The following is a 26,042-nucleotide window of genomic DNA, read 5'->3' on the forward strand; positions in this document are numbered from 1 at the left end:
TTTGCATAAGATTGTAATTTATTTCTAATGCAATTAAGAAATTTTATCAAAAGAAATGCCCCTTTCTAATCTCTGCAAATGTGCTTTTAAAATTGCATGTTCGGGTTTTTCTAATTTTACGTCCGTTTCAAAGATTGAAATCACCGTGTTCCTGGCTTCAGATAATATGGCTTGGTCTTTAGCCAAATCGGCAAGTTTTAAATCTAATACACCGCTTTGCTGTGTTCCGGTAATATCACCAGGGCCACGCAATTGCAAATCGATTTCAGAAATCTCAAAGCCATTATTGGTTCTCACCATGGTTTCGAGCCTTATTTTACCTTCTTTGCTTAGTTTGTTACTGCTCATTAATATACAAAAAGATTGCTCTGCACCCCTACCAACACGGCCGCGAAGCTGATGTAGTTGTGACAAGCCAAAACGCTCGGCATTTTCTATCACCATAACCGAAGCATTGGGCACATTAACACCCACTTCAATTACGGTGGTGGCTACCATAATCTGGCTTTTACCATCAATAAACTGTTGCATTTCAAACTGCTTATCTGCATTAGGCATTTTACCATGTACAATGCTAATCTGGTAATCTGGCCGTGGAAATTGATAGCTTAATTGCTCAATTCCGGCTTCAAGATGCAAAAGGTCGAGTTTTTCACTTTCTTTTATTAATGGATAAACAATATAAACCTGGCGACCTTTAGCAATTTCCTGTTTCATAAAACCAAACATCCTTAAGCGCTGACCTTCAAATAAGTGTCGGGTTTCGATTGGTTTTCTACCGGCAGGAAGTTCATCAATTTGCGAAACATCCAAATCGCCATATAAAGTCATGGCTAGCGTACGTGGAATTGGCGTGGCCGTCATGACCAAAATATGTGGTGGAATTACATTCTTTCGCCAGAGCTTTGCACGTTGCTCTACTCCAAATCGATGTTGTTCATCGATAACAACCAAACCAAGATTCTTAAATTGAACTTTGTCTTCAATTAAAGCATGGGTGCCTATTAAAATATCGATTTCACCATTTTCCAATTGTTGATGAAGAATGGTTCTTTCTTTCTTTTTGGTGTTGCCCGTTAAAATGGCTACCCTAACCAAATCATCGCTTACCAAATCTGTAATGGACGCGTAATGCTGACGGGCCAAAATTTCTGTTGGCGCCATCATACAAGCTTGGTAGCCATTATCATTAGCCAAAAGCATACTCATCAAGGCCACGGCGGTTTTACCGCTTCCAACATCACCTTGTACCAACCTGTTCATTTGTATGCCTCGCTGCGTATCTATCCTAATTTCTTTGATAACCCTTTTTTGAGCATTTGTGAGTTCAAAAGGTAAAAATTCTGAATAAAAACGATTAACCTTTTCGCCAACTTTATCAAACGAAACCCCTTTAAACTTTAACTGCCTGAGTTGTTTATTGTGCAAAAGCTGTAATTGGATATAAAACAATTCTTCAAACTTCAGCCTTCGTTCTGCAGCATTTAAATCAGTTTGATTTTTAGGAAAATGGATGTTCAATAACGCGGTTCGCTTATCAGGAAGCTGATACTTCTTTAAAATGTATGCCGGAAGATTTTCATCAGTTTGCGGAATTACCTGATCAAGCAATCCGGCAATTAAACGTTGCAAACCTTTTGAGTCGAGATTAAATTTTTTAAGCTTTTCGGTAGAATTGTAAACGGGCTGCAGTGTCTGGTTTCCCCTGCCTGCAACCTTGCTTTGGTATAATTCCATCTCAGGGTGAGAAATACTGAAGGTATTGTTAAATAAAGCAGGCTTTCCAAATGCTACATAAGCTGCACCAACCATTATATTTTCTTCAACCCATTTTAAACTTTGAAACCAAACCAGTTCCATTAATCCGGTTTCATCTTTAAACACAGCAATGATTCGTTTTGTACGTTTTTCGCCAACAAGCGTTTTACTTACAATGCGTCCAATAATTTGAATGTATTGCGAATCGAGGTTTATCTGATTGATTTTATAATACTTTGTTCTATCGATGTATCGAAATGGATAATGCGAGAGCATATCCCGATAGGTAAAAAGACCGAGATCCTTTTTAAGCACATCTGCACGGCTCGGACCAACGCCTTTTATAAATTCAACAGGTGTATCTAAAATCGAGTTGAACAAAATATCTTACTGCTTATTAGTAACCAAACTTTTAATCAATTGTGCATTAAAAATAACAATAGAGACTAGCAAAAGCAAATAAGCAAAAAGCTGATGAACATCTATCTGTTCTTTAAAGTAGAAAAAAGCTACAGCGAAAGCTACAATTGGATTTAGGTAAATTAATATGCCCAATGCCGATGATGGCATACCCAAAAGCGCATAAGAATTTAAGAATAGAGGTATAATGGTAAATATTATGGCGATTAAAAATATATGTGCCCAAAAAAATCCACTTACCGGAAAAGATGCAGCATTAGTAAAGTACAAGGGCAACAGCAATAAACCAGATATAATTAATTGTACGCCTAAAAAATTAAACTTATCGAAATGCTTAATCACTTTTAAAACAATAACGTATAGCGCATAGAATGATGCCACAACTATTGCCCATAATACTTCGTGTAAGGAACCGGTTGCCAGCAATGCAATGCTAACAAACGCAATTATTAAGGCTATAATTTTTGCTTTTGATAATTGTTCTTTAAGGATTATAAAGCCGCATAAAGCTGTAAGCAAAGGGCAAACCATGTAAGCGAATGCAGCGGCTTTTAAGCTTACGCTATTAACGGCATAAATGTAAGTAAACCAGTTACCGGTAATTAATACTGCAGAAAGAAAGGTTAATACGAATAATTTGTTTCTTTCCTTGCTGGATATCGATTTTAGAAAGTTTAAATCATTTGATAATGCTTTTTTTCTAAAAATAAAAATTGTTGCCCACACCAATATAATCGAAACCAGGAGGCGATAAAAAAGAATTTCCTGAGGAGGAAAACTCTTTATGTTACGTAAAGGAACCGACATTGTTCCCCATATAATGTAAGGAATAATGCCGGCAGTAAAATATTTCGCTTTGCTTGCTGCCAAAATTAGCCTTTAACTGCAATCACAGAAATTTCTACATTAACATTTTTTGGTAGTGCCGAAACCTGAACGGTTTCTCTAGCAGGAAAATCCGAAGTAAAATACTTACCATAGATTTCATTTACCGCAGCGAAGTTGCCCATATCTGTTAAAAAAATACTGCTTTTAACTACATTATCTAGAGTTAAACCAGCCTCTAATAATACCGACTTTAGATTTCGCATTACCTGGTGTGTTTCTTCTTCAATATTAGGCATATTTAACTCACCGTTTTCAGGATTTATGGCAACCTGACCAGATACAAACAAGAAATTGCCAGCCATAACAGCCTGGTTATATGGACCAATAGGCGCTGGCGCATTGGTGGTATTAATAATTTGTTTCATTTTATTTATTATTTAGAAAGCCATTCAACAAGCTTATAGATGATACCTGCCAGAAAAACAATGATGGCCAATGCATTTATAAAATGCATGATTTTTAAATTTATATTATTTGGCCTATCGGGATTCTTTTTTCTAAAGAAGTACATAAAGCAAACTTAACAAAAAAGGCGAAGCCTTAAAATTAAAAGGCATAAAAAAAGCCCCGATAAATCGGGGCTTCTAAAATTTTATATTGAAATACTAGTTTCTAGCAGTTTCAACACGACGGTTTTGGATACGACCTTCTTCAGTATCGTTTGAAGCAATTGGATTAGCTTCGCCTAAACCTTTAGTAGTAACTTGACTAGCGTTAACGCCAGAGTTTACTAAGTAAGTTTTAACAGAGTTAGCTCTGTCTTTAGATAATTTCATGTTATATGCAGCAGTACCTTCGCTTGAAGCGTAACCAGTTACAGTTGCTTTACCACCGTTTTCACGTAACACTGAAGATAATTTATCTAAAGTAGGGTAAGACTCAGTTTTTAATACAGATGAGTTGAAATCAAAAGAGATTTTTTCGAAACCTGTTACATTACTTGCAACAGTATCAGCAACCATTTTAGGAAGAGGACAACCTGAACCATCAACAGCAGTACCTGCAGGAGTTCCTGGGCATTTGTCGAATTGATCAGCTACACCATCACCATCAGTATCTTTTTTCAAATCTTCAACAGATTTTTCAACAGCAGATACACGGTTTTTCAACGCTTCAACTTCTTGACGTAAAGTAGGATCTTTTAACTCATCGTACATAGTAGCTAATGGGTTAGACCATTCTAAACTTGGTTTTGCAGAAGAACCTAAAGAGAATTCTAAACCAGCATAACCGTAAGAGAATTTATCTTTAGTTTGACCTTTAGCATAAACTCCGTCTAAGTTATCAGCATCAACAAAGCTCATAGTGTAACCTAAGTTAAAGTTAACACGCTCAGAAACTTTGAATTTAACACCAGCACCAACAGGGATATACATAGCTTTTACGTAATCTTTTGGGGAATCGTGTCTGTCATCAGCAGGACCTAAAGCTTTACCTTTCCAGTCTACAACTGTACCGTTAGTATAAGTTACTTTTGGAGCATAAGCCATATAACCAGCACCAGCTGTAACGAAGAAACTTACAGCGTTTTCACGACGTAAGAAATCGATAGAACCAACGTTAACTACACCACGTAAATCAACTGCATATTGCATTTCTGTTTCGAATTCTCTTACAGTAGCACCAGTAATACCTTCGTTAGTACCTGATAATTTACCACGAGTTCCGTTTAATTCTAAACCAAAAGAGTGACCTAATTGCTTACGGATATTTAAACCATAACCTAAGTTAGCATCCCATTTGTTAAAATCATTAGTACCACCAATAGCAACAATCGGCATTAATACACCACCGTGTACGCCAATTGACCATGTTCTGTACTGTCCTCTACCGCCAAATACCTTGACAGCAGAAGTTGTTGCAGGAGCATCCTGAGCGACAGCAAGAGAAGCAACTCCTGTTAATGCCACTAAAGAAAGCGCAACACTTTTCTTTAAAGTAGAATAATTCATAATCTTTTTCTTTTTTAAGGGTTAAACAATTTAATTGATTAATTTTTTAGTAACTGCAAAATTAAACAAAATATTAAATTTTCAAACTTTTATACAAACTCCGTTCCAAACTTCACTATCCTTTATCATTTTCTTACATTTGGCCATTACCTGTTTTACACTATAATAATTATGAAATATCCCCAAATCAATCAGGATTTATTTGTTTTAAATAGAAAAAATTTCGTTAAACATTTAAAAGACAACTCATTAGCTATATTTCAATCGAATGATGAATTCCCTAGAAGCGGCGATCAAAACTTCATCTTTAAGCAAAATCCCGATTTATTTTATTTATCGGGTATTGACCAGGAACAGACAATATTGCTGCTTTATCCCGATTGTCCTAATCCTTTGTATAGGGAAGTCCTATTTTTAAGACAGACCAACGATTACATAAAAGTTTGGGAAGGATATAAGTATACAAAGGACCAAGCCATGGCTTCATCGGGCATTAAAAGCATTTATTGGCTAGATGATTTCGATAATATATTACACAGCATAGTTAACTACGCAGACAATATTTATTTAAACGCAAATGAAAACGATAGATATGCGCATACAGTTCCCTATCGGGATATCAGATTTATAAATGATATACGAACTAAATATCCATTACATCATTTAGAGCGTTCTGCTCCCATTATGCGCCAGCTTAGGGCTGTAAAATCTGATGTTGAAATAGAACTAACAAAAAAAGCCTGTGCAATTACCCGTGATGCTTTTGTGAGGGTTTTAAAATTTACAAAACCAGGCGTTAAAGAATATGAGATTGAAGCTGAAATTATCCATGAATTTATCCGCCAGGGCGGAACCGGACATGCCTACACGCCAATAATTGCCTCCGGCCATAATGCAAACATTTTGCACTACAATGATAACAACCAGGAATGTAAAGATGGTGATGTAATCTTATTTGATTTTGGAGCAGAATATGCGAATTACAATGCAGACATGAGTCGCTCTATACCGGTTAGCGGTAAATTTACAGACAGGCAAAAACAGGTTTACAAAGCCGTACACCATGTAATGAAAGGCGCTACTAAATTGTTGGTTGATGGTGCCGTTTGGAATACTTATCATGAACAAGTTGGCGAACTTATGACCGAACAACTCGTTAATCTTGGTTTGATATCAACTGATGATGTAAAAAAACAAAATCCTGCTTGGCCAGCTTACAAGAAATATTTTATGCATGGAACATCGCACCATTTAGGTATTGATGTTCATGATTTTGCCGGACGGTACACGCCATTTGCCGTTGGAAATATATTAACTGTAGAACCTGGTATTTATATCCCTCAAGAAGGTTTGGGCATTCGTTTGGAAAATAACATCCTAATTACATCAAATGGCAACATCGATTTAATGGCCGATATACCTGTTGAGGCTGATGAGATTGAAGATATTATGAATGGTTAAAAATGGCAGTGCTATAGTCTAAAGATTGCTTCGTTCATCGTAGTAACGGCCGCCACATCGTCAATGCGAGGAACGAAGCAATCTCCTCACAAAACTAATTTTGAGATGATTGAAATTCATCAGCAAAACGATAGATATTAAAATTATCATTTTTTAAAGCTTCGCGAACGGCATCGCGGAGCTTTTTTTTGTCTATATTTTTCATTTTTTCCTGCTGGATAAGCTTAAGGGCTTTTTCGGCAAATAAAAATATTTTCCTTTCTGATTGATTATCGATATCAGATTTCATCATCCAATTGCACAAATCATCAATACCTAAACCTTTATCGGCAATTGTTTTAAAAACAGATAGCTCTTTAACGCCCTGATGAACCATCTTTTTGAGGTTATTAGCAAAAGTATCGGCACCTTCCCTATCTGCCTTGTTCACCACGAAGCAATCTGCAATTTCCATCAATCCAGATTTTATATTCTGAATTTCATCGCCCGATTCGGGTACCAAAACAACAATGGTTTTATCAGCTAAACCGGCAATCTCCACTTCAGATTGCCCAACACCAACCGTTTCCACCAAAATTAAATCGAAATTGCTGGCTTTTAAAACATCAACCATTTCAATTGTTTTTACCGAAACACCGCCTAATGCACCACGGGTGGCTAAAGAACGAATAAAAACATTGGGCTTATTAAACTGATTAGCCATTCTGATTCTATCGCCTAGCAAAGAGCCAAAATTAAATGGCGAAGTTGGGTCTATCGCTAAAATCGCTATGCGTTTATTTTGTTGTGTAAAATGGTCGGTAATGGCATTTACAAGCGTACTTTTTCCTGCTCCAGGTGGCCCCGTTATACCGATAACTTTAACATCTGTTTTACTATCCAATTCCCGCAAAATCGTTGCCGATGGCGAAATATTATTCTCAACCAAACTCAAAGTTCGGGCAAGTGTTTTAATATTTCCCTGCTTAATTTCGCTTATTACAGATAGACTGGTATTCATCAATAAAACTATATTTGTACAAATAAACAAAAATATAAACCGTTAAGAATCTAAAATCATCAACTAATTTTTTAAATGAAAGTTACCGGATTTACCTTTATCAGAAATGCAATTTCAAACGATTATCCGGTACGGGAAGCTATACTTTCTGTTTTACCCTTATGTGATGATTTTGTAGTTGCCTTAGGGAATTCGACCGATGAAACTTCGGCTTTGGTTAAAAGCATCGACCCGAAAATCAGAACCATTAACACAATTTGGGATGACAGCCTAAAGGAAGGTGGTTTCGTTTTTGCCGATGAAACTAATAAAGCCATTGCCGAGATATCCAAAGATACCGATTGGATGGTTTACATCCAGGGTGATGAAGCCATTCACGAAGATTATTTGCCTTTGATAAGGAAAGAAATGGAGCAGGAGCTAAACAACAACAACGTTGAAGCGCTGCTTTTAAAATACAAACATTTCTATGCTTCTTACGATTACCTTGCGGAATCGAGAAGATGGTACAGACGGGAAGTCAGGATTTTAAAAAATCTTCCTGGCATACAATCTTACCGCGATGCGCAAGGCTTTAGAATTAACGATAGGAAGTTAAAAGTTAAATTAATTGATGCCTACATTTACCATTATGGCTGGGTAAAACCTCCTAAAGGATTACAAGGCAAGGTTAGAAATTTTAACCAATATTATCAAACTGAAGAATGGATTGAAGAACGTTATCCGGTTCAAAATTCGTTTGATATGCATAATGCTGATAGGTTGGTACATTTTAATGGAAGTCACCCAAAGGTGATGACCGAAAGAATTGAGGCAGCCAACTGGAAGTTTGAGCAGGATTTAACCAAGCTTCCATCAAAAATGAATTTTAGAAGAAAACTGCTGCAAAAGATTGAAGACCTAACCGGTTTGCGCTTATTTGAGTACCGTAATTATAAAATTGTGAAATAGATGCAGAAAAGCGTTTCAATTGTAATTCCGAATTATAATGGCAAGCATTTGTTAGAAAATTATCTGCCATCGGTATTTACTGCAGCCCAAAATGCAAAAACTGATTTTGAAGTTATTGTAATAGATGATGGCTCGAAAGATGATAGCATCAGTTTTATTCAACAAGTTTACCCCAACATTAAACTTCTAGTTAACGATAAAAACAGAGGTTTTTCTTATACCTGCAACCATGGCATCCGCGAGGCGAAATATGAATTGATTTTACTTTTAAATTCGGATGTGAAGCTAACACCAGATTATTTTGAGCAGCAATGGAGGTATTTTGAAAAACCAGACACTTTTGGGGTAATGGCGAGAATTATGAGTGTTGATGGTAGTAAAATTGAAGATGCTGCCCGGCTTTTATATTTCAGCGGTTGCCGAATTAAAGCCAGTAAGTTTTATTACAGCGAAAACCCAACGGATGATAATGTTTATACGGCTTATCTTTCTGGTGCAAATGCTTTAGTTGATGCAAAAAAACTGAAAGAATTAGGTGGTTTTGATGAAATTTTCTCGCCATTTTCTTCAGAAGATTTTGATTTAAGTTTAAGGGCATGGCAATTGGGTTGGAAATGTTATTATGAGCACCAATCAGTTTGTTATCATCACGTTAGTGGAAGTACCAAAACGCAGATAAAATCAAACTTTATTAAGAAAATATATTACCGAAATCGCTTTTTATTACAAGCAATTGAGTTAAATGGCTTGCGCTTAACTTTATTACCATTGCATTTGCTTTTTGCCGAAATTATACCAAAAATACTGACCGGTAAATACTGGATTTGGAATGCTTTACAGGAATATAAAGATTTAAAAATCGAGATTGAGGCAAGCAGAAATAGACTAAGCAATTTAAAGAAGAAGAACAATTCTACTATTGATGTAAGCGGCATTATGCAAATCATCAATCAATCGCTTGAAGGTAAGAACATAAAACGATTGTAATTTTAAACCTGTATGGCTGTGAAAAACTTATAGGTCTGTTTCAAAACCGTACATTTGCAAAGTTTAAATTTGGTTTCTTGGATACATTTTTAATCCTTATTCCATTTTACATATACCCTTTTACATAAAATGAAGACATATTTTCGTTTATTATCTTTTGCAAAACCGATTGAAAAGTTTGCTATACCTTATGTTATCGCAACGCTTTTTGCCATAATATTTAATACATTTCTATTTACTTTACTAGGGCCTTTAATGCAAGCTATTTTTTTAAAAGATAGTACCACAAAGCCTTTCACAACTTCAGGAGAGCATTCTTTATTAGATCCGAGAGAGCTTTTTCAATCTTATATTGATAAAATTACTGCACAACATGGCGATGTTTATGCCCTTCAGATAATTTGTGTAGTAATTGTAATTACCGTTTTTCTTGCAAATTTCTTCCGTTATTTCTCTCAACGTTATATGGAAGATTTAAGAGTACATACCCTACTAAATCTTCGCAAAACCGTTTTTAATAATGTGATGAATTTACATGTTGGTTACTTTAATAACGAAAGAAAAGGAGATATTATTTCTAAAGTTGCCTCTGATGTTCAGGTTGTACAGTTTACGGTAACCAATACACTACAGGTAGTTTTTAAAGAGCCTTTACAATTAATATTTTTCATTGCTGTATTGTTGTCTATATCAGTTAAATTAACTCTGTTCTCATTGTTGATTATTCCGGTTTCAGGTTTTATCATCAGTAAAATAGTGAAAAGGTTAAAGCAACAAGCTACGCAATCACATGAATCTTTTGCAAAAATGATTGGCTTTCTGGACGAATCTTTAAGTGGCATAAAAATCATTAAAGCCTTTAATGCATCAAACAGAGTTAAGGAAAAATTTGGAGAAGAGAACAAATTCTACTCTTTTTTAAATCGAAAAATGGCAAGAAGGCAACAGCTTGCTTCTCCAGTATCGCAAACTTTAGGCGTATTGGTTGTCGTATTTATTTTGCTTTATGGCGGAACCATGATTTTAACCGGTCAGGGAAGTTTAAATGGCGGTGAATTTGTGGTTTACCTTGCTACTTTTAGTCAGGTTATGCAACCCATTAAGGCATTAACAGATTCGTTTAGCGGCATCCATTCTGGTATTTCGGCTGGAGAGCGTGTTTTAGAATTAATTGATACAAAACCAGAGCTTAATAATAAGCCAAACGCAGAATCCTTAAATACTTTCGAAAAATCGCTAGTTTTTGAAAATGTAGCTTTTAATTATGGCGAAAAACAAGTTCTAAGAAACATTAATTTAACGATAGAAAAAGGACAAACCATTGCTTTGGTTGGTCCATCAGGAGGCGGAAAAAGTACGCTGATGGATTTGATTCCGCGTTTCCACGATCCAAAATCAGGAATTGTAAAAATTGACGGTATTGATTATAAAGATTTAACGGTTGAAAGTATTCGAAGCAATATGGGTACGGTAAACCAAGAATCTTTTCTTTTTAACGATACTATTTTCAATAACATTGCTTTTGCCAAGCCAGATGCAACCGAAGCAGAAGTTATCGCGGCAGCAAAAATTGCCAATGCGCATGACTTTATCGAAAATACCGAAAACGGCTATCAAACTTTTGTGGGCGATAGAGGTAACAGATTATCAGGCGGACAGAAACAACGGGTTTGTATTGCAAGAGCGGTTTTAGCAAACCCACCGATTATGTTGTTGGATGAAGCAACATCTGCATTAGATACTGAATCAGAAAAATTAGTACAGGAAGCTTTGAACAATTTAATGAAGAATAGAACTTCAATCGTGATTGCACACCGTTTAAGCACCATACAACATGCTGATAAAATTGTTGTGATTGATAAAGGCGAAGTAATTGAAACAGGTTCTCATCAGGATTTGATGCTTAAAAACGGCTTATATAAACGATTAATTGATATGCAAGCCTTTAACGATTAAAATGAGCACAAGCATTTTAAATATTGCCACTTCGATTCAGGCAGAAAATTATGCTTTTGAATTTTCGGTGTGTACGCTTGTTACCCGTAAGCAAGAGTACAATGAAATGCTTCAATCATTTTTATCCAAAGGCTTTAGCAATGATAAATGTGAATTTATTTATGCCGACAACACTGAAAAAAATAATTTTGATGCCTTTTCTGCTATTAATTTATTTTTAAAGAAAGCAAAAGGGAAGTATATCATAATCTGCCATCAGGATGTTTTAATTAATCAAGATGGTTATGAAGATTTAATAAATTGCCTGGCTAAGCTTGATAATTTAGATACCGCTTGGGGTGTTTGCGGGAATGCTGGGGCCGCCGGACCAAACCATATTGTGTATTATATTTCTTACCCAGACGGAACCTTTATGAACAAAGGCAAATTTCCTTTGAAAGTAACAGGTTTGGACGAAAATTTTCTGCTGGTAAAAAATAGCGCAAACCTTAAAGTTTCGAATAATTTAAATGGCTTCCATTTGTACGCAACTGATTTAGTATTGCAAGCCGAATTGAATGGCTTTTCATCTTACGTAATCCCTTTTAACCTCACGCACAAAAGTCGTGGAAATCGGGATGGCGATTTTTTCCGAATCAGAAAAGAATTAATAAACAAATATAATAGGTTTTTTAGAACGCGTTGGATACAAACGAATTCTACGGTTTTTCATTTATCAGGTTCTTTTTTAGGCAAGTTAACCGGAAATGGTTTGTTCTTGTTTTTTGTTAGGATGTGGAACGGATTACAAAAGCGCAGAAAATAATGGATGTGAAACAACCGCTTGTTTCTATTGCTCTATGCACTTACAATGGCGAGAAATTCCTTGCCAAACAACTTGATTCCATTCTAAATCAAGATTACCCGAATGTAGAAATCATCATCAGCGATGACTTATCTAATGATGGAACTGCTGCTATTTTAGAGGATTATGCAGCAAAAAATCGAAATATTAAATTCTGGATAAATGATTCTAATTTAGGTTTTAACCAAAACTTTAAAAAGGCGATTAATAATTGTGTGGGCGATTTTATTGCAATTGCAGACCAAGACGACATCTGGCTCGAAAACAAAATTACACTCTTGATTAAAAACATCGGAGATGATCTTTTAATTTATCACGATTCGGAATTTATAGATGACCAGGACGTGCCGACAGGAAAAAGTACACTTTCTCATCACCGATTTGTTAAAGGCAATTGTAGTAAAAACCTCCTTTACTATAATTGTGTTTCTGGCCATACCTGTTTATTTAAAAAAGAACTTTTAAAACTTATCCAAAATTTCCCTTCAGGACTTTATTATGATTGGTGGTTGGCCTATACAGCAGCTTGCACCGGTAAAATAAGCTATTTAACAGATAAACTTGTGCGCCACCGTAAGCATACAGAAAGTTCAACAAGTAAAGATAAAATTGAGGCAAAATCACTAAGAAAAATGCATCTGAATCTATTTTTAAGTCATCCACTAACGCCAAAAAAACTAAAAGAATTTATTCAATCTTTATTAATTGGTTACGATGAATTAAATAGGAATACTTTCTCCTTAAAACTTTTTACACTGCTGTTAACAAATTTCACATCCCTTTATTACATCAGAAAGCGTTCAGTTTTTTCGTTATTGAAGATAATGTATAGAGAAAGCAAATCGAATTAGTTAATTTTGAACCATGTTAAATCTGCCTTTGATAAGTATTGCCGTGTGCACCTATAATGGGCAAATTCATATACATGAACAACTGCAAAGCCTAGTCAATCAAGATTATATTAACAAAGAAATTATTATTGTTGATGACAGATCAACAGACGGTACTTTAGAAATTTTGAAAGATTATGAGCAAAAATTTTCATTCGTAAAGATTTATCAGAATCCAACAAATTTAGGCTACATAAAAAACTTTGAAAAGGCAATTTCTTATTGCAATGGTGATTACATTGCTTTAAGTGACCAAGATGATATTTGGGATTTACAAAAACTAAGTAAACTTAAGGATAGCTTTAATCAAGCTTCACTTTTAATATATCATAACTCAGCTTTAGTTGATGAGAAAGGAAAATTGCTTAATAAAACGCTTTCGCAAACAATAGGTTATCTTGATAATAATGACGGTAGAAATTTATTGTTAAATAATTGTATTGCCGGTCATTCAATTATGTTCAAAAGAGATTTAAGAAATAAAATTTTACCTTTTCCTAATACAATTCCTCATGACCATTGGCTAGCTTATGTCGCAACTGTTACAGGACAGATACAATATCTTCCCGAAACTTTAGTCGAATACCGTCAACATAATTTTTCCTTAACATTTACGGAGCATTCAAAAGACAATCAACGACTAGTAGTTGAAAATAATGATAAAAAAGCTGAAAAATTAAACTTAAACAATCTGAGGATTAAGCATTTGATAACAATCAAATCATTTTACGAAAATGATAATAAGGAATTAAAGTTCATCAATAAGATAATTCGGTTGTTAGTGAACAAACCTAAAAATGGATTTGCCTTTTCTTTATTCTTTTTTTTAGCTTGCCACCAACAGCGGCTGTTTAAATTGTACCACAAATCTTTTTTAAGCACGTTGATTTTAATAATTAAAGAGTGTAAAAGTTAATCGTTTAAAGCTGATGACATTCCAAAACCCAAAAATCTCTATTGCGATATGTACTTACAATGGTGCTTTATTTATAAGAGAACAACTAAAAAGTATTCTTGATCAAACATACCAAAATTTAGAAATTATCATAATAGATGATAAATCTAGTGATGAGACCGTAAAAATCTGTAAATCTTATAATGACAGTCGCATTCATATATTTTCAAATGAGATAAATTTAGGATATACTAAAAATTTCGAAAAAGCTATTACAAAATGTTCTGGTGAATACATATGTTTATGTGATCAAGATGATATTTGGAATTTAAATAAAGTCGAAACATTACTAAATGAAATAGGCACTAATCAATTAATATATCATGACTCTAATTTTATTAATGAACACGGTGAAGTATTAAATGTAGCTTCGATGGCTAATAGATACCATATGTACCAAGGTAAGGATGCTTTGCCATTTTTGCTATTCAACTGCATATCTGGGCATGCGTCGATGTTTAGGCAAGAATTAACTAAGCATTTATTGCCTTTTGACACAAGATTCTTTCATGATTGGTGGCTAGCCTATGTAGCCGTTAATGTTGGTACTATTAAATTTATTGACAAAATTTTAGTCAGCTATCGCCAGCATACGAATAGCATTACAGATAATTTAGGTTTAAAACCTGACATAAAAAATACAGGCAAACGGGTTAAAATTAACCTAAATTGGATAAAAAAATGTTCTGATTATCCAAACAATAAAAATCCAGAGCTAATACAGCAAGCGTACTACACTTTTAAAATGCTATTGTCTGGTAAGAAACGATTGAGTGCATTTTTATTTATCGTTAGGCATTATGACAATCTATTTTTTATCGCTAACCGAAAGAAAAAAAGCTCAGTAAGTAAGATAAATTTTGCAAGGAAGTTAAGTTTAGCTAATTTGAATGAGTTATGAGCTCGACACTTTTCTTATCAAATAGCGGTTTAGTTTTAGAAATAAGGCGAAGTTATATCTTCTGATTCCATTCTTTATCCATAATACCTTAAAAAGTTGTCTCTTTGAAATTCCGTAGAATAAGGCTTTATTTATAAAATCTTTAAATGTTCTTTTCTCAATACCTTGCAAAGTTTTATTATCTAAGTCAACCGTTGTAATTGGTAAAAATATGCTCCATTTTTGATGAAGTTTGATGATTTCATTTAACCAGGATCTATTAAAATTGCCTTCAGAAAAATGCTGCAAAAGGATATCGTAACGGACATTGATTTCATATTTTTTTCCAACTTGTAATGAAAAATCAATATCATAAGCATGAAAACCTTTAAAAATCTCCTCATCAAAAGGATTTTCAAATACTATTTTTTTTAAAGCACAAAACCATACACCATCAACGCAGACCACTTTGGTAAATTCTTCCTCATCAGGATTTCTTGTATGATGTAGCTTCGTTTTATCAGAAAATTTAAATGTTTGAATAATATTGCTTCTTTCTGTATTTTCTGAGTTGCTATGCCACCCAGATGGACTTAATGCCTTGTAGACACTGCCAGCTATCCCTAAAAGTCCTAATTTAGTATTAGCAATAAAGGCTTGATTAACGATTTCGCCCCAACTACGAGTTTTTATATTAACATCTTCATGCATAAAGCAGAGTAATTCATATTTTGCCACTTTAGCGCCGGAGTTATAGAGTTCACAAAGACCTTTTTTACCTTCACTGTTTTCGAAACTTATAATTTCGAATGGTACTCCAATAGTTTCAGTAATATTTTTAGTTACATTTTCTAGAAAGTGAGGATCCGTTGAAGATATAATTATTGATATCATCGTAAAGAATTATATAAGAATAAATGTATAAAGCTAACGAAAGTAAGTATTTGAAAAATATATTCTGCAATTACACAGATGTTAAAAATGTTTTTTCCAAAGGAATGGATTACTTAAAAAAGCAATAATCAATCAATAGTTCTTATTATTGCAAAATAATTATGTCAGATCCTATTAAAAAAGAAAAATTAAATTACGATTTCATTGATTCGCTAAGATTCATAGCAATTATCACAATTGTTTTAGAACATACTTACATGTGGCCGGAGCCTAAATTCTTTAAGGATGTTATGGAGCAATCAATTCAGCTCTTCACCATGCAGGTTTTTAAATTCGGTACAATATTGTTCTATTTACTTGCAGGATTCCTGATTGGTGATAAAATTCATACAACAACTTCTTTACAATACTTAAAAAGACGATTTGATGGAACCTTTAAACCTTGGTTATTTTGGATAATTGTATTTTTAATTCTAATATATGCCAATTTACTTGTTGTGTATTTAAAGGGAAGTTGGTCGCCAATGTTCGAGAAACCGATTTGGGGTTTAGCCAACCAGATTTATGACATTATAGTTAAAACCAGTTTTTGGTTTATTCTCAATTTCCTTGGAAGTATTTCACTTTTATTGATATTTAGAAAATACTTGTATAAATATCAACTCGGTATATTTTTAGGCATTTGCTCTGTTTTTTATTCTATTAATCTATATCATGAGTGGATTTACAGTACGCATACTACAGCCATTTTTGGATTTGTATTTTATTTGTGGTTAGGTGTTATACTTCATAAATATTTTAAAGAATTTAATGAATGGATTAAAAGACGTTCTGTAATCATATTAGGCTTAGCTGCAACGATTACTTTAATAATTTCGTGCTGGGAAAGTTATTATTTAATTAATGCTAATATACAAGGCGATCCTTATAATACATTAAGATTTTCAAACATCATCTACTCTCTGGTTTGCTTTTTGTTTTTGTATCGCCTTGGGAACCCAAAATGGATAAAAAAGTTGAATCCAAGAAGCAGCACTTATGGAATACACTTAATCCATTTTATAATTATTATGCAAATATTGCCTCAAATTTTTAATCCTTTAAAAATCGGGCCAGAAGGGAAGACCTCATTTGAATTAGTAATTCTTCAATACGTCAGATTTTTCATTGTGTATTTAGCTAGTTACTTTATTGTTTACGTCATCAATAAATTCGATAAAATAAAATGGATAGTTGGACAGTAGTGTTAATTTGCTTTCTTAAATAAGTAAAAAACTGCCGTATCACCTCTTCCCTCTGCGTTCAATTTAGCTGCTTTAGTCTGGTAATTTTCTATCTCTTCTTCAGAAAAATATTTTTCTACCGGGTAAGCCAGTCGATTATTTTCTTCGGGAAAAAGCGGAATATCCTTTTTGTATAATTCACTTGCCCAAAACTGAAAACTTAATGAATCAAAAAGTTTATGTCTAATCTCATAACCTGTTTCTTCCGCCAGAATATTCATACTTTTAACAGTATGCAGAAAAAAATGTCTTGGTGCATCTAGTTGAACCCAATTTTCCTTGTATATTTCAAAAGCTTCCGCGATGATTGGAATGGCAATTAACAAGCATCCTTCATCTTTTAGAAGTCTTCTACAATTTTTTAGTACATTCAGTTGCTCTGGCATGTGTTCCAAAACATGATTCATAATAATTAAATCATAGTTGTTAGGTTTAAGTTCTTCAATATCTTTTTTCAGTATACGAACGCCGAAGCCATGATCAATTTCTTGAGGAATAAATTTATCAACACCTTCAATATTTTCGAAACCAAGATTGAATAAATCGCAAATCTGCCTTCCTTTCCCACAACCTACTTCCAAAATTTTATTAGAAAAATTTACATCAATAGGCTTTAAATAACGTAGGGCTGGACGGTCCTTTTTGAAAAGCTTTTTCAACCTGAAGTTACCTACAATTCTTTTTATAAATGGCTGCCGTTTTAAGGGCGCCGTTTCAGCATTAAAAGAATAATAATATGGGGGATAATATTTATCAATGTTTTGAGGAAACTCGGCAATTTGTAAACAACCACAGCTTGAGCACTGATTGTAAGAGAATTCATCTCTAAACCCGAACATCATTTCTTTAACAAGGTAGGTATCTGAAAAAGGGGAATAACAAATTTTACATAATTTATTATTCCCCTTTAATGCGTTTTCTGTATTCAAAGTAGATTAATTTTATTTACAATAATAAATAAAACATCACGAATACCTAAATTATCATCTGGAATTTAAATCGCTTATAACGATTACCCCTCCGCATCACGTAATCCTTTAATTTTATCATGAGAAACTCTCAAAGCTGCTTTCTGCTCAGAAATTAATTCTCTGATATTGGCAGGAACACCTTCAACTTCTAAAGCCATTTTGTAAGCGTTTTGGGCTGCATCTTCACCAAATTCGCAGTTATTTAATACCGTTTTACGATCGTGGCCGGTAAATAATGCTTTAACGTCCATCCAGGCTCTGTAAATTTTTCCTGAATTTGTAGTTCCTGTTTCAATGTCTTCACCCAATACGCCAACTTCTTGGGCTAAGGCCAACTTATATTTCTGACTTTCTTCTATCATGCTTAAGAATAAAGATTTCAAATCGGCATCACCATCTTTAAGTTCTTTGCGAGCCTTTTCATATCCTTCAATTCTATCGTTATTAATTTGAACTAAATCGTTCAAAACCTCTGCTGTTAATGTTGTCGTATTCATGTTATTAATTTTTATAGTTTTGATGTATTTAAGCAACATCGCTATCCAAAAAAATGTTTGTGCTAATCTAAAAAGCTTACACCTAATGGCTATAATGTTACCAGGCCGTTAAATTCTGGTCGCAGTTTTTTTACCTAATGATAAAGCAAAAAGGTTGAAATACCAGGTTTATAAATGCACCTTGCAAATAATCAAAAACGCATTTGTTAATATGAGCGAACTTATCCAGAATCCGCCAGATGGCGGAACAATTTATACCGAGACCAACCTGGCGAACTTTTTCCCTGAACCACTAAATACCATAACAAGTTGTTTCTTTTTGGCTATTGCAATTTACTTTAGCTTTAAAGTTTGGGGCAATTTTAAAACACATAAGTTCTTATCATTTGCTTTAATTCTGCTTTACATTGGTGGTATTGGAGGCACAACGTATCACGGTTTAAGAAGGTGGCCAATATTTATCATGATGGACTGGGTGCCCATAATGCTGCTATGCTTATCTGCCGGGGTTTATTTTCTGGCTAAAATTACCAGATGGTATTTTGCGTTGTTGATAGTGTTGTTATATGCAGTTTTTCAGTTTGTGTTGCGTAAACAGTTTACCGGTGGCGATTTCCAGATATTTGTAAACCTAAATTATGCATTTATGGCTGCATTGGTTTTATTCCCGGTATTTGGATATTTGTTAAAAGACGAATGGAGAAACGGTAAATGGGTAGGCTTTGCATTGCTTGCATTTATATTTGCGTTAACTTTTAGAATTGCCGATAAATGGGAAATACTCGATGTTGGAACTCACTTTTTATGGCATACTTTTGGCGCCATCGCATCTTATTGCATGCTCAATTATATTTACTTGGATAATGCCAAAAAGAAATTAGCAAACAAATAAATTCCTGAAAGGAGTAAAAAATTTTATATTCGTAAAACAACACGAAATGAAAAAATTATTTGTAGCAACAGCTCTTTTAATGAGCTTAAACTTTGCAGCACAGGCGCAAAGTATTTTAAACAAAGTTGGCACCGCGGCGGTAGCGGCTTCTGGTTTTAATATTAATGGTTTAACGTCGGGCATTTTGGGTAAATTAACACCTGCATTAAATTTAACACCTGCTCAAAAACCATCCGTAACATCTATTATAAAAGATTTTCTTATACAAAAGGCTGGTATTATGTCCACTCAAAAAACAGATCCGGCAGCTTACAAGAGCAAATTTTCAAAATTAACAAGCGGTTTAAAATCTAAATTAGGAACCGTTTTGACAGTTGCTCAACTTACAAAGTTTGCCGCTTTAAAACCAAGCAACAACACGGCTTCTAACGTTTTATCACAGTTATTTTATTAAAAAGCAAAAAGCTCCAAATTTAAAATTTGGAGCTTTTTGCTTTTGATTTATAATTTTCGGATTATAACACCCAGTTCCATCCAAATTCATCAGTTGCCAATCCGTAACGGATATCATTAAGCTTTTTAGCAATGCCATTAGAAACTGTTCTGGTAGAAGAATCAGTTAACTTGTAGGTTTTGCCTAAATAACCAATCTCACCAATTTGAGTTACAGTAGCCGCTGTACCAGCTGCAAAAGCTTCTGTTAAAGTACCACTCTCAATTCCATCAATAACTTCCTTTACAGAAACTCTTCGCTCTTCAACCTCCACACCAGCAGCTTTAGCCAATTTAATAATTGTATCACGAGTTACACCATCTAAAACAGTACTTCGTACCGAAGGTGTAACCAATTTACCGTTGATAACAAAAATTAAGTTTGCGGTTCCTGCTTCTTCAATGTACTCATGATTAACAGAATCTGTCCATATTAACTGATCGTAACCTTCTTTTTTTGCCTGTTCAAATGGATACAAAGAACGGGCATAGTTACCGGCAGTTTTCGCATAACCTACACCACCTTCATCGGCTCTGGTAAATTCGGTTTCAATTTTAACCTTTAAAGCGCTGCTGTAATATGGACCAGTTGGTGTGGTAAGCAAAGCAAATTTATAGGTATCAGAAGCTCTAACACCCAAATATGGGTCTGTTGCAAACATTACCGGACGAATATACAATGCATAATCATCTTGAGCAGGCACCCATTTTTCATCTATATTAATTAAAGCAGCTAAACCTTGCATAAAAATTTCTTCAGGGATAGATGGCATCGACATTCTGGCTGCAGATTTATTAAAACGCTCAAAATTTTTATCAGCACGGAAAACACTAATTTTACCATCTGGCTGGCGGTAAGCTTTCAAACCTTCAAAAATTGCCTGTCCGTAATGTAAAGCAGAAATAGCCGGACTCATTTCGATTGGACCATAAGGCAAAATCTGTAAATTCTTCCACTCACCATCTTCGTAATCTGCTGTGAACATGTGGTCGGTAAAAACCTTCCCAAATGGCAGCTGAGAAAAATCTGTAACTGATAAACGGGTTTTATCTGCTTTAACTATGTTAATATCTAATGTTTCAGTCATTGTAATTTAAATTTTGGATGATTGAATTTTGAATGAATGAATGGTTTTGAATTCTGGAAATTCAATCATTTATAAGGTTCTAATTCAGTCAATATTTTTTTGCAAGTTATAAAAAAACGAGCGATTTTAATAGTATTTGAGCATATTAATCTTTGTTCTTTAGTGTTTTAAGCACACTAAGCACCCATCCTCTACCCCACTCATCCATCTGTTCATCAGTCCATAAAAAAGGGTAAAAAATTCTTTTTTGAAAACGCGGCGGCAAATATTTCTGCCAGTTTGTACCACCTGTAGCGGCAATGTCAGTTGGGTCTTTTTCTAAATATCTAACTGCTGATTTATAATGTGATAAAGGCCATTCAACGTTCACATACAAATCAAGCTTTCTTAATTCTTCGGCTAATAGGCGTACATCCGCTCCTTGTGCTTCGAGGTTATGGTAAAGGGCAGAAAAGTTAGTTAAAGTTCTGTCTTTTGCCAGTTGCAAAAACTGAGCGGCGTATTTCTTTATAAACTGTTTTAAAGTAAGTGTTTGCTTGCCAGATGAAAGTTCTGTAGCGCCAAATTTCCAGTAAATATGTTCGAACTGTTCTTCTATCGATGCCTCTTTTAACGCTTCCCTTTTACTTTTATCCGTTAAACGAATAAAATCTGTTGCACTAATTTCAATCATTCTGTATTGCCCGGATTGAAATCCGCTTGCGGGTAAAAGCGACATTCTGAATTTTAGAAACTGATCTTTTTCCATGCCATCAACCATCACCTCGAAAGAAGTTGTTAACGCATTAAAATACGCATTTATCCTTTTTACTCTGGTTGTAAAGAATTCAACGTTAAGGTTTTTGTGTTCTGCTACCTGATTAAATTCATGCAAGGCAAGCTTAAAGTAAAGCTCGGTTATTTGATGATACATGATGAAAATTTCTTCATCAGGGAAAGGCGTTTTAGGACTTTGCAGACTTAATAAAGTATCCAGATGAATATAATCCCAATATGTTAAAAAATCAGCATATAACAAACCATCCAGATATGAAGCCATATCCTGTCCCATTGCCGTATATTTTTCCTGCAAACTGGTTAAGTTTATCTTTAATTTCAGGGGTAAAATCCATTGCGTAATTTGTTTCCAAACAAAGGTGATAAACATTTTGCAACAAAAGGCTAAAATTTATACTTTTGACTGATGGCGATGGGGTACCGCCAAAACCGCCAAAACAGGCTGATGACTCCTACGATTTATTTAAATTGATAAAAATGCCTGTTAAAAAATTAACGGAAGGTTTTCTTCTGTCTGTTTCTCAATTCTTTAAACAAGAGTTTCGAGTTCTATTTTTAAACCTTTTTAAATGGCTTTTAATCTCTGCTATTTTAGGTGCAATTGTTGGCAGCGCTTCGGCTTTATTTTTAGTGAGCTTAGAATATGTAACCGATTACCGCGAACAGCATACTCAAATCATTTATTTGCTCCCGCTTGCAGGTTTAGCAATTGGATTGTTATATCATTACTTCGGAAAAGAGGTAGTAAAAGGCAATAACCTTTTAATAGAAGAACTTCAAAGCCCTAAAAAGGTTATCCCGCTTATTATGGCGCCACTGGTGTTCGCCGGCACAATCATTACTCATTTATTTGGCGGCTCTGCCGGAAGAGAAGGTACTGCCGTTCAAATTGGAGGAGCATTTGCCGATCAGTTTACAAAGCTGTTTAAACTAAGCCCGGCTGATAGAAAAGTTATTCTAATTTGCGGCATAAGTGCCGGCTTTGCCTCTGTTTTCGGTACGCCGTTGGCCGGTGCAATTTTCGGTTTAGAAGTTTTTATCATCGGAAGTTTATTTTACACCGCCATATTACCATCTTTTTTAACGGCGGTAATTGCCGATTATGTTTGCAAAATATGGGGCGTTGGCCATACCCATTATCATGTAGATTTTGTACCTCAACTAAATGCTTTAAATTTAATTTATACCCTATGTGGCGGAGTACTTTTTGGTTTAGCCGCCCGCCTATTTTCATCTTTAAATCATGGCTTTAGTACGCTTTTTTCCAAGATAAAATATCCTCCGCTAAGGCCCGTTATTGGAGGCATAATTCTGGTGATTATAATTTTTGCTACAGATGCTTTCAAATACATTGGTTTAGGAATTCCGGCGATAGTTGAATCATTCCAGATACAACAGCCTTACTATGCCTTTGCGGTAAAGATATTTCTTACAGCATTAACTTTAGGTGCAGGTTTTAAAGGCGGAGAAGTAACGCCATTGTTTTTTATTGGCGCCACACTTGGTAGTTTTTTAAGCATTTTTATCCCATTACCTGTTGCATTATTAGCGGGAATGGGTTTTGTGGCTGTATTCTCTGGCGCTGCTAATACACCATTAGCCTGTATGATAATGGGTATAGAGCTATTTGGCAGCACAAGCGGGATTTACATCGCGATAGCTTGTGTTGCTGCGTACTTATTTTCTGGTCACAACGGCATTTACAGTGCTCAAAAGATTGGGAGTTCTAAATTCTACTTACCTAAAAAGATCTTATAATTTTTATCGTTCTGTGAGGATACAAATTATGAGGTATATTGATTTAATTCAGTCTGCAAGGACACAGACTGAGGGATATAAGATACATACCGAGGCTTAAAATTTAAGATGACCTAATATAAAACCCTGAATTTTATAGTATGCTCAATCTTTTTCAGCGCTTTAAATAACTGCTTATCGTATTCGGTGTTAATATCTGTGATGGCATAACCTATTTCAGTGTTTGTCATTAAAAATTGTCCAACAATGTTGATGTTATGTTTAGCAAAAACGGTATTAATTTGTGCCATAATACCCGGAACATTTTTGTGAATGTGAATTAAGCGATGTGATTTATCGATTTTAGGCAATTGCAAATTAGGATAGTTTGAGCTTAAATATGTTGCACCACTATTCATAAAATCAATCATCCTTTTAGGTATAAAATCGAAATTACGCGGATTTGCTTTTGGGTCATCAAATATTATAATACCCATTTTGGTACAAAGCTCTGCATCAACTTTGTTTTTTGAATTACCCAGATAACCGATGGTTTTCAGTTTCACTGCATTTTTTAATTGTGTTTTATCAATTTTCTCACCATCTGCCAGCAAAATTACACCAACATCTTTAACATATTTTTCTTCAAAACTTGCTTTATGTCTGATAGATAAGCCATCATTTTTTAATAATGCAATGCTTTTTGGATCAACATCACCTAAAACTAAACATAAAATTCGATTCTTAGGGTACGATATCGCCCTTGGCAAATCATTCACATATAAAAATTCATCGAAACTTGGCGTAACGTGATCGGCTTTTGCCACAATACTTTCACGTGCAATATTTTCTGTAAAGGCGAAAAACTTATTTATTAAGCCACTTTCTCTTAATTGGAAATCAGAATAACCATCGCCAATGCCAAAGAGTTCGCCTTCTAACTTGAGATGTTGAAGCAGTTTAACCTTTCCTCCTTCTTCACTTAAAGGATTGGCATGGTCATAATCTATAATTTTGCCATCGCCTGTGGTTACAAAAGTATTGGCGTAAATATTTTCCTTTTTTATGTGATACTGACTAACAACCGGCGTTATAAACTCTTTAAATCCGCCAGAAACTATTAAAACTTCATCAGCATGTTTTTTAAAAAATTCAGCATTTCGAGAAAAAGAAGTAGAAACCTTTTTCTTTAGATGTTTTATCAGCTGTTTTAAATGCTCTTCATCGGCCTCTAACAATTTTACCCTTTGAGCCAGGCTTTCTGAAAATGATAATTTTCCTTCCATTGCCAGATTGGTATAATCCTCAATTTTTTGAAAAATTGATTCTTTTTGAGGGTGTTTCTTTAGTGAAATTCTGGCTAATTCATCTAAGGCTTCTACTTGCGTAAAAGTGCTATCAAAATCAATAATGTAGTAGGCTTTTTGTTTAGGCATTATTTTAAGTGTTGGGTAATTTCTGCAATGCTATTTGAAAGTGGCTTAAATTGTATGCCGATTTGGTTAACGATTTTATCATTTGAATAGTAGCTTAAAGTAACGCTGCTACGTGCTGTATCTTTTGTTATTGAGGGTTGAGTTCTGCTAAAAACCGAGAAAAATTTGAGCGCTCTCCAGGCTATACCCAATATCCAGGGTTTGGCTTCTTTAGTTGGCGCTTTAACATTAAAACCATTTGCAATAGCCCTAAATAAATCTTTGTAATGGATGTTTTCTGAGGAAACAATGTAACGTTCTGCAGTAATTTCACTATCCATTAGTGCAATCATAGATTTTACTACATCATCTACATCTACAAAACCAGATGCGCCATTTGTGTAAAACGGAAAACCACCTTTTACCAATTTAAATATTGCGCCACTGCCTTCAAAACCAGCGTTTTTACCAATAATTACCGATGGATTAACGATTACAGCATCCAAACCTTCGGTTATGCCACGCCAAACCTCCATTTCGGCTTCATATTTCGAAAGCCCGTATGCATCAGCTTTTGCATCATATTCCCGAAAATCCTTTTCTGTAATTTGCTTTCCCTTTTTAGGCTCGCCTAATGCAGCAATAGAACTTACATGAAGCAACCGGCAATTATTATCCACACAAAGATTTACAATGTTTGATGTGCCTTCGATATTTACATGAAAAAGCTGCTTTTTATAGCTCGAATCTAAAGAAACAAAAGCTGCACAATGAAAAACTTTTGTAATGCCCACAAAAACATCCTCAAGCGATGATGGTTCATTTATATCACCATCAACCCATTCTATTAATTTAATGCCTTTTAATAAGGATGGAATTTTAGAAGTTTCTCTCTTCAACGCCCGAACGGCTAAACCATTATCAGTAAGCTGTTTTATTAATTCAGATCCTAAAAATCCCGTTCCGCCGGTTACGAGTATCATTATATTTTTTTGGGCTATTGGTGAAAATACGCTTTCAAAAATAGATATTTGAGGCGATAGTTTTTAAATAT

Annotated in this window: 25 protein-coding genes and 1 riboswitch; of the genes, 12 read left to right on the top strand and 13 right to left on the bottom strand. The window is 34.6% G+C overall.

The genetic code is table 11. From position 1 onward, the window contains the following. Positions 1 to 33: 33 nt before the first annotated feature. The 5 genes from recG to LUA90_RS11660 all read right to left on the bottom strand — a co-directional run bounded on the left by recG (position 34) and on the right by LUA90_RS11660 (position 5,018). On the bottom strand, positions 34 to 2,139 hold the full coding sequence (gene recG, locus LUA90_RS11645; RefSeq protein ID WP_231460446.1) for an ATP-dependent DNA helicase RecG: 2,106 nt from the start codon (positions 2,137 to 2,139) through the stop codon (positions 34 to 36). A 6-nt stretch (positions 2,140 to 2,145) separates the two neighbouring features. Beyond that, complete coding sequence (locus tag LUA90_RS11650) at positions 2,146 to 3,048, bottom strand: EamA family transporter (RefSeq protein WP_231460447.1); 903 nt, start codon at positions 3,046 to 3,048, stop codon at positions 2,146 to 2,148. A 2-nt stretch (positions 3,049 to 3,050) separates the two neighbouring features. Then, positions 3,051 to 3,431 carry a RidA family protein gene (locus LUA90_RS11655; protein WP_231460448.1) on the bottom strand — a complete coding sequence of 127 codons (381 nt, stop codon included), beginning with the start codon at positions 3,429 to 3,431 and terminating at the stop codon, positions 3,051 to 3,053. An 8-nt stretch (positions 3,432 to 3,439) separates the two neighbouring features. Then, complete coding sequence (locus LUA90_RS19580) at positions 3,440 to 3,577, bottom strand: DUF6728 family protein (protein WP_370634352.1); 138 nt, start codon at positions 3,575 to 3,577, stop codon at positions 3,440 to 3,442. Positions 3,578 to 3,671: 94 nt separating this feature from the next. Next, positions 3,672 to 5,018, bottom strand: coding sequence for an OmpA family protein (locus LUA90_RS11660; RefSeq protein ID WP_231460449.1), 1,347 nt, complete (start codon positions 5,016 to 5,018; stop codon positions 3,672 to 3,674). A 171-nt stretch (positions 5,019 to 5,189) separates the two neighbouring features. Here LUA90_RS11660 and LUA90_RS11665 point away from each other — a divergent pair, with 171 nt between their 5' ends. After that, positions 5,190 to 6,479, top strand: coding sequence for an aminopeptidase P family protein (locus tag LUA90_RS11665; RefSeq protein ID WP_231491030.1), 1,290 nt, complete (start codon positions 5,190 to 5,192; stop codon positions 6,477 to 6,479). Positions 6,480 to 6,573: 94 nt separating this feature from the next. Here LUA90_RS11665 and meaB read toward each other — a convergent pair whose 3' ends face one another. Continuing rightward, positions 6,574 to 7,479, bottom strand: coding sequence for a methylmalonyl Co-A mutase-associated GTPase MeaB (gene meaB, locus LUA90_RS11670; RefSeq protein ID WP_231460451.1), 906 nt, complete (start codon positions 7,477 to 7,479; stop codon positions 6,574 to 6,576). Positions 7,480 to 7,554: 75 nt separating this feature from the next. On the opposite strand from meaB, the gene LUA90_RS11675 reads away from it, so the two are divergent. From LUA90_RS11675 to LUA90_RS11705, 7 genes are all read left to right on the top strand, one after another. Beyond that, complete coding sequence (locus LUA90_RS11675) at positions 7,555 to 8,430, top strand: glycosyltransferase family 2 protein (RefSeq protein WP_231460452.1); 876 nt, start codon at positions 7,555 to 7,557, stop codon at positions 8,428 to 8,430. Beyond that, on the top strand, positions 8,431 to 9,417 hold the full coding sequence (locus LUA90_RS11680) for a glycosyltransferase family 2 protein (RefSeq protein ID WP_231460453.1): 987 nt from the start codon (positions 8,431 to 8,433) through the stop codon (positions 9,415 to 9,417). It abuts the gene before it with no gap. Between the two features lie 129 nt (positions 9,418 to 9,546). Beyond that, positions 9,547 to 11,373, top strand: coding sequence for an ABC transporter ATP-binding protein (locus tag LUA90_RS11685; protein WP_231460454.1), 1,827 nt, complete (start codon positions 9,547 to 9,549; stop codon positions 11,371 to 11,373). Position 11,374: 1 nt separating this feature from the next. Next, positions 11,375 to 12,178, top strand: coding sequence for a hypothetical protein (locus LUA90_RS11690; protein ID WP_231460455.1), 804 nt, complete (start codon positions 11,375 to 11,377; stop codon positions 12,176 to 12,178). Beyond that, complete coding sequence (locus tag LUA90_RS11695) at positions 12,178 to 13,068, top strand: glycosyltransferase family 2 protein (protein ID WP_231491031.1); 891 nt, start codon at positions 12,178 to 12,180, stop codon at positions 13,066 to 13,068. Before LUA90_RS11690 ends, LUA90_RS11695 begins: the two co-directional genes overlap by 1 nt. A 13-nt stretch (positions 13,069 to 13,081) precedes the next feature. Continuing rightward, entirely contained in the window at positions 13,082 to 14,023 is a 942-nt protein-coding gene (locus LUA90_RS11700) for a glycosyltransferase family 2 protein (protein WP_231460457.1), read from the top strand. Between the two features lie 13 nt (positions 14,024 to 14,036). Next, on the top strand, positions 14,037 to 14,963 hold the full coding sequence (locus tag LUA90_RS11705; protein WP_231460458.1) for a glycosyltransferase family 2 protein: 927 nt from the start codon (positions 14,037 to 14,039) through the stop codon (positions 14,961 to 14,963). On the opposite strand, the gene LUA90_RS11710 is transcribed toward LUA90_RS11705, so the two are convergent. Then, positions 14,958 to 15,836: a glycosyltransferase gene (locus tag LUA90_RS11710; RefSeq protein WP_231491032.1), complete on the bottom strand. Its 879-nt coding sequence runs from the start codon at positions 15,834 to 15,836 to the stop codon at positions 14,958 to 14,960. The genes LUA90_RS11705 and LUA90_RS11710 overlap by 6 nt on opposite strands. 161 nt (positions 15,837 to 15,997) lie before the next feature. On the opposite strand from LUA90_RS11710, the gene LUA90_RS11715 reads away from it, so the two are divergent. Beyond that, positions 15,998 to 17,080 carry an acyltransferase gene (locus LUA90_RS11715; protein WP_231491033.1) on the top strand — a complete coding sequence of 361 codons (1,083 nt, stop codon included), beginning with the start codon at positions 15,998 to 16,000 and terminating at the stop codon, positions 17,078 to 17,080. Positions 17,081 to 17,082: 2 nt separating this feature from the next. Here LUA90_RS11715 and LUA90_RS11720 read toward each other — a convergent pair whose 3' ends face one another. Next, positions 17,083 to 17,778 carry a bifunctional 2-polyprenyl-6-hydroxyphenol methylase/3-demethylubiquinol 3-O-methyltransferase UbiG gene (locus LUA90_RS11720; RefSeq protein WP_231491034.1) on the bottom strand — a complete coding sequence of 232 codons (696 nt, stop codon included), beginning with the start codon at positions 17,776 to 17,778 and terminating at the stop codon, positions 17,083 to 17,085. A 353-nt stretch (positions 17,779 to 18,131) separates the two neighbouring features. Continuing rightward, positions 18,132 to 18,587 carry a PA2169 family four-helix-bundle protein gene (locus tag LUA90_RS11725; RefSeq protein ID WP_231460462.1) on the bottom strand — a complete coding sequence of 152 codons (456 nt, stop codon included), beginning with the start codon at positions 18,585 to 18,587 and terminating at the stop codon, positions 18,132 to 18,134. Positions 18,588 to 18,798: 211 nt separating this feature from the next. Here LUA90_RS11725 and LUA90_RS11730 point away from each other — a divergent pair, with 211 nt between their 5' ends. Both LUA90_RS11730 and LUA90_RS11735 read left to right on the top strand, forming a co-directional pair. After that, entirely contained in the window at positions 18,799 to 19,479 is a 681-nt protein-coding gene (locus tag LUA90_RS11730) for a hypothetical protein (RefSeq protein ID WP_231491035.1), read from the top strand. Positions 19,480 to 19,525: 46 nt separating this feature from the next. Continuing rightward, positions 19,526 to 19,933, top strand: a complete 408-nt coding sequence (locus tag LUA90_RS11735; protein ID WP_231491036.1) for a hypothetical protein — start codon at positions 19,526 to 19,528, stop codon at positions 19,931 to 19,933. A 61-nt stretch (positions 19,934 to 19,994) separates the two neighbouring features. On the opposite strand, the gene LUA90_RS11740 is transcribed toward LUA90_RS11735, so the two are convergent. Continuing rightward, complete coding sequence (locus LUA90_RS11740; RefSeq protein WP_231491037.1) at positions 19,995 to 21,059, bottom strand: branched-chain amino acid aminotransferase; 1,065 nt, start codon at positions 21,057 to 21,059, stop codon at positions 19,995 to 19,997. A gap of 145 nt (positions 21,060 to 21,204) precedes the next feature. Next, a complete protein-coding gene (locus LUA90_RS11745) occupies positions 21,205 to 22,206 on the bottom strand; it encodes a tryptophan 2,3-dioxygenase family protein (protein ID WP_231491038.1) in 1,002 nt (333 codons plus the stop codon). A 29-nt stretch (positions 22,207 to 22,235) separates the two neighbouring features. Beyond that, a riboswitch (Fluoride riboswitch) is annotated at positions 22,236 to 22,298 on the top strand. 15 nt (positions 22,299 to 22,313) lie between these two features. Between LUA90_RS11745 and LUA90_RS11750 the strand changes: the two genes are divergently transcribed. Beyond that, entirely contained in the window at positions 22,314 to 23,594 is a 1,281-nt protein-coding gene (locus tag LUA90_RS11750; protein ID WP_231491039.1) for a voltage-gated chloride channel family protein, read from the top strand. 113 nt (positions 23,595 to 23,707) lie between these two features. Here LUA90_RS11750 and LUA90_RS11755 read toward each other — a convergent pair whose 3' ends face one another. Beyond that, the gene (locus LUA90_RS11755) at positions 23,708 to 25,009 is read right to left on the bottom strand and encodes an HAD-IB family phosphatase (protein WP_231491040.1); all 1,302 of its coding nucleotides are present in this window, start codon (positions 25,007 to 25,009) and stop codon (positions 23,708 to 23,710) included. After that, positions 25,009 to 25,971: an NAD-dependent epimerase/dehydratase family protein gene (locus LUA90_RS11760; protein ID WP_231491041.1), complete on the bottom strand. Its 963-nt coding sequence runs from the start codon at positions 25,969 to 25,971 to the stop codon at positions 25,009 to 25,011. Before LUA90_RS11760 ends, LUA90_RS11755 begins: the two co-directional genes overlap by 1 nt. Positions 25,972 to 26,042 lie beyond the last annotated feature (71 nt).

The organism is Pedobacter sp. Leaf170 (assembly GCF_920984665.1).
Taxonomy (GTDB): Bacteria; Bacteroidota; Bacteroidia; order Sphingobacteriales; family Sphingobacteriaceae; genus Pedobacter.

Bases quoted from the DNA above. Each gene is read 5' to 3' on its own strand.
- LUA90_RS11655 (WP_231460448.1), bottom strand. From the start codon at position 3,431: ATGAAACAAATTATTAATACCACCAATGCGCCAGCGCCTATTGGTCCA.
- LUA90_RS19580 (WP_370634352.1), bottom strand. From the start codon at position 3,577: ATGTACTTCTTTAGAAAAAAGAATCCCGATAGGCCAAATAATATAAAT.
- LUA90_RS11660 (WP_231460449.1), bottom strand. From the start codon at position 5,018: ATGAATTATTCTACTTTAAAGAAAAGTGTTGCGCTTTCTTTAGTGGCA.
- LUA90_RS11665 (WP_231491030.1), top strand. From the start codon at position 5,190: ATGAAATATCCCCAAATCAATCAGGATTTATTTGTTTTAAATAGAAAA.
- meaB (WP_231460451.1), bottom strand. From the start codon at position 7,479: ATGAATACCAGTCTATCTGTAATAAGCGAAATTAAGCAGGGAAATATT.
- LUA90_RS11675 (WP_231460452.1), top strand. From the start codon at position 7,555: ATGAAAGTTACCGGATTTACCTTTATCAGAAATGCAATTTCAAACGAT.
- LUA90_RS11680 (WP_231460453.1), top strand. From the start codon at position 8,431: ATGCAGAAAAGCGTTTCAATTGTAATTCCGAATTATAATGGCAAGCAT.
- LUA90_RS11685 (WP_231460454.1), top strand. From the start codon at position 9,547: ATGAAGACATATTTTCGTTTATTATCTTTTGCAAAACCGATTGAAAAG.
- LUA90_RS11690 (WP_231460455.1), top strand. From the start codon at position 11,375: ATGAGCACAAGCATTTTAAATATTGCCACTTCGATTCAGGCAGAAAAT.
- LUA90_RS11695 (WP_231491031.1), top strand. From the start codon at position 12,178: ATGGATGTGAAACAACCGCTTGTTTCTATTGCTCTATGCACTTACAAT.
- LUA90_RS11700 (WP_231460457.1), top strand. From the start codon at position 13,082: ATGTTAAATCTGCCTTTGATAAGTATTGCCGTGTGCACCTATAATGGG.
- LUA90_RS11705 (WP_231460458.1), top strand. From the start codon at position 14,037: ATGACATTCCAAAACCCAAAAATCTCTATTGCGATATGTACTTACAAT.
- LUA90_RS11710 (WP_231491032.1), bottom strand. From the start codon at position 15,836: ATGATATCAATAATTATATCTTCAACGGATCCTCACTTTCTAGAAAAT.
- LUA90_RS11715 (WP_231491033.1), top strand. From the start codon at position 15,998: ATGTCAGATCCTATTAAAAAAGAAAAATTAAATTACGATTTCATTGAT.
- LUA90_RS11725 (WP_231460462.1), bottom strand. From the start codon at position 18,587: ATGAATACGACAACATTAACAGCAGAGGTTTTGAACGATTTAGTTCAA.
- LUA90_RS11730 (WP_231491035.1), top strand. From the start codon at position 18,799: ATGAGCGAACTTATCCAGAATCCGCCAGATGGCGGAACAATTTATACC.
- LUA90_RS11735 (WP_231491036.1), top strand. From the start codon at position 19,526: ATGAAAAAATTATTTGTAGCAACAGCTCTTTTAATGAGCTTAAACTTT.
- LUA90_RS11740 (WP_231491037.1), bottom strand. From the start codon at position 21,059: ATGACTGAAACATTAGATATTAACATAGTTAAAGCAGATAAAACCCGT.
- LUA90_RS11745 (WP_231491038.1), bottom strand. From the start codon at position 22,206: ATGTTTATCACCTTTGTTTGGAAACAAATTACGCAATGGATTTTACCC.
- LUA90_RS11750 (WP_231491039.1), top strand. From the start codon at position 22,314: ATGCCTGTTAAAAAATTAACGGAAGGTTTTCTTCTGTCTGTTTCTCAA.
- LUA90_RS11755 (WP_231491040.1), bottom strand. From the start codon at position 25,009: ATGCCTAAACAAAAAGCCTACTACATTATTGATTTTGATAGCACTTTT.
- LUA90_RS11760 (WP_231491041.1), bottom strand. From the start codon at position 25,971: ATGATACTCGTAACCGGCGGAACGGGATTTTTAGGATCTGAATTAATA.